Source organism: Phytoactinopolyspora endophytica, assembly GCF_004138495.1.
Classification (GTDB): Bacteria; Actinomycetota; Actinomycetes; order Jiangellales; family Jiangellaceae; genus Phytoactinopolyspora; species Phytoactinopolyspora endophytica.
This window is the reverse complement of sequence record NZ_ML142850.1, coordinates 1,812-3,207: the sequence shown is the minus strand read 5'-3', so window position 1 is coordinate 3,207 and position 1,396 is coordinate 1,812. Positions and strand designations below refer to the sequence as shown.

Here is a 1,396-nt window from a genome sequence, read left to right as displayed (position 1 = left end):
GCGGATTCGGTGCAAGCCCTCATCGAGGCACGACGCGCGAGCGCCACAATCAGTTACGACCCGAACATCCGGCCTACGCTCATCGCCGATGCCGCACGCGCCCGCGAACGTGTGCGCCAGCTGGTGAGCCTCGCCGACATCGTCAAGGTCAGCGACGAAGACCTCGGCTGGCTACACCCAGACCGCACGCCGCTCGACGTCGCCCGCCAGTGGCGGGCGGCCGGACCCGCGATCGTCATCGTCACCAGAGGCGGCAATGGCGCGACCGCCGTCACGGCCGACGGCGTCGTCGAGGTTCCCGGGCTCAATGTCGCGGTCATCGACACCGTCGGCGCCGGGGACACCTTCATGGCCGCGGTCATCGACGGCGTATTCGAAGCCGGGCTCGCTGGGCGCGCACGCTGGGAGTTGTTGGCCCGGATCTCCAACCATCAACTTGAAGAGATCCTTGATACAGCCGTACGAGCCGCCGCGATCACCGTCTCCCGGCAGGGCGCCAACCCGCCATGGCGACAAGAGCTGGCCGGAAAGGGGCATTCCGTGAGCGAAAGGCTATAGAGATCGTTCGCTGTCAACCCTCCCTTCCCGCGGTCATGCGGTGGCGTCCTTGCGCGGTGGGGCTACCGAGTCGCGAACGACGATGTGGGTTCCGAGCATGACGTGCTGACTCTGGGCGTATTCGTCGCGATGGATGGCCAGGCGCACAGCCGTGCGGCCCAGCTCGTCGGTGGGGATGTGCACGGTGGTGAGTGCGGGGTAGAGATCCGAGGCAAAGGGCATGTCGTCGAACCCCACCACGGAGATCTCCTCCGGGCAGCGCACGCCGGCTTGTCGCAGGGTGTACAGCACGCCGGCAGCCACCATGTCGGTTGCCGCGAAGATCGCCGTGACGTCGGGCCGCTCGGCAAGCAGCCGGCGCGTGGCCGCGACTCCGAACGAGTGCAGGAACCGGCCCTCGACGAGGAGGCCGGGGTCGACCTCGAGACCCATGTCGGCGTGCGCGCGGGTAAACCCGTTGATCCGGGCCGTGGTGGTGGTCAGGCTCCAGTGGGCGCCGAGATACGCGATCTTCCGATGACCCTGCGACAGGAGGTGGCTGGTCATCGAGTACGCGCCACCATCGTTGTCGTACTCGACCACGGTGGCGGGCACGCCCTCGCCGAGCGATGGCCGGCCGCACAGAACGAGGTGCGAGCCGGCCTTGTCGAGGCTGTGCGCCAGGTGCACCATGCGCTCGTGGTACTCGTCGCTCTCGATGCCGCCGCCGACCAGGATGACGGCATCCGCGGACTGCTCCCGCATCAGCTCGATGACGGCGAGCTCGCGTGCCGTGTCGTCGTGCGTGGTGCAGACGAGGCACAGGCGGCCTTCCGCTGTGGCCTGCCTCTCCACGCCC

The 1,396-nt window shown here is 68.2% G+C and carries 2 protein-coding genes; one reads left to right on the top strand and one right to left on the bottom strand.

Annotation, left to right across the window (positions count from 1 at the left end):
- Nucleotides 1-558, top strand: a 558-nt coding sequence (locus ELR45_RS36650) for a PfkB family carbohydrate kinase (protein WP_240759135.1), incomplete at its 5' end; no start/stop codon positions are given.
- Nucleotides 559-591: 33 nt separating this feature from the next.
- On the opposite strand, the gene ELR45_RS03400 is transcribed toward ELR45_RS36650, so the two are convergent.
- On the bottom strand, nt 592-1,396 hold an 805-nt coding region (locus ELR45_RS03400; protein WP_205855796.1), incomplete at its 5' end, for a LacI family DNA-binding transcriptional regulator.